At 74.5% G+C, this 1,424-nt stretch carries 2 protein-coding genes; both read left to right on the top strand.

What is annotated here, in order from left to right; genetic code table 11:
- Positions 1 to 257: 257 nt before the first annotated feature.
- Positions 258 to 692 (top strand): hypothetical protein, encoded by a 435-nt coding sequence (locus RBXJA2T_RS07310; protein ID WP_009856700.1) that lies wholly within the window; start codon positions 258 to 260, stop codon positions 690 to 692.
- A gap of 58 nt (positions 693 to 750) precedes the next feature.
- Positions 751 to 1,424: VanZ family protein (locus tag RBXJA2T_RS07305; protein ID WP_009856699.1), on the top strand; the 674-nt coding region annotated here is incomplete at its 3' end.

The raw sequence follows: 1,424 nt of genomic DNA, 5'->3' as shown, positions 1-1,424 counted from the left end.
ATCGCGGCGAGCACGCGCCGGCGGTCGGGCCGCGGCGGGCACGGGCGGGGGCGGCGAAAGGGCGGGACCGGGTGCATCTCGGGCAAAGGCGGCCCCGGCCGGGAGCACCGGCGTGGGGCGCGGGGCAGTGTAGCCAGGGGGGCGCGTGCGTTCTGCACGAACCGCCCGCGGCAGGCCCCGCTTTCCGGGGGTGGCGCAGCCTGCCACGCCGATGCCGGCCACCGTAGACTGCCGCGGTCCGCAACGAGGGGGTTCGCATGTCCAGATCGTCCAAGTGCGCCGTCGCCGGGGTCTTGCTGCTGGCCGCGGCGGCGGTGTCGGCGCAGAGCTGTCCTGCCGGCCAGACGCGGCTGAACCAGCTTCAGATCCGTGCCCAGATCGCGGGCAACACCTTGTGTGCGGTCAGCGGCGGTGACCGCTGGCAGGAGTTCCATCAGGGCGGCACCACCAACACGTCGGGCGCGCTGATCGACTACAAGAAAGGCCCGAACGACCCGGTGGACCCCAGTACGCCGGTCGGGACCTGGAGCCTGACGGATCGTGGCAGCAACACGCTGCTGGTGCACAACTACGGCCCGTCGGCCACCTACTCCTGGGCGGTCTGCCGTGCCAACGGTGGCACGTACACCCTGGTGTCCGACCAGGCGACGATCACCAGCGTGACCGTCAAGGAAGGCCAGTCCGGCTGCTGACGGCTATCCTGCGGCCGCCTTCGGCGCCCGCTGTCCCCCGCGGCCCCCGGCGGCCCGAATGTCCGACCGTTCCCGTCTGATCGCGGCCTGCGCCGCCTACGCCTTCTTCGTCGTCTACGGCAGCCTGGTGCCGCTGGACTTCGTGCCGCTGGCGCCCGCCGACGCGCTGGCGCGCTTCTCGCGCATCCCCTTCCTCGACCTGGACGTCGCCTCGCGCGCCGACTGGGTGGCCAACGGCGTGCTCTACCTGCCGCTGGGCGTGCTCGCGGCGGCGTCGGCGCGGGCGCTGCGCGGCGGTGGCGCGGCGCCCTGGCTGGCCTTCGTCGTGGTGGCCGCGCTGGCGGTGGCGGTGGAGTTCGCCCAGCTCTTCTTCCCGCCGCGCACGGTGTCGCAGAACGACCTGCTGGCCGAGTTCATCGGCGCCGGGCTGGGCATCGTGCTGGCGCCGCTGGCGCTGGCGGCGGCGGGCCGGCTGCGCGCCGGTCTGGCCGGTGGCCTGCCGGTCTGGGGGCCGCGGCTGCTGGAGCTGTACGCGCTGGCCTGGGTGGCGCTGGCGCTGTTCCCCTACGACCTGCTGCTGTCGCCGGCCGAGCTGGCCGACAAGCTGCGCTCCGGCCAGTGCGGCTGGCTGTTCGCGGCGACCGACCACGCGCCGATGGCGGCGCTGAAGCTGGCCGTGGAGGCGGCGATGGCCGCGCCGCTGGGCTGGCTGCTGGCGCTGCGCTGGCGCGC

It is taken from the genome of Rubrivivax benzoatilyticus JA2 = ATCC BAA-35 (genome assembly GCF_000190375.1).
Lineage (GTDB): Bacteria > Pseudomonadota > Gammaproteobacteria > Burkholderiales > Burkholderiaceae_C > Rubrivivax > Rubrivivax benzoatilyticus.
The sequence above is the reverse complement of the archived record's forward strand: the minus strand, read 5'-3'. Positions and strand labels throughout refer to the sequence as shown.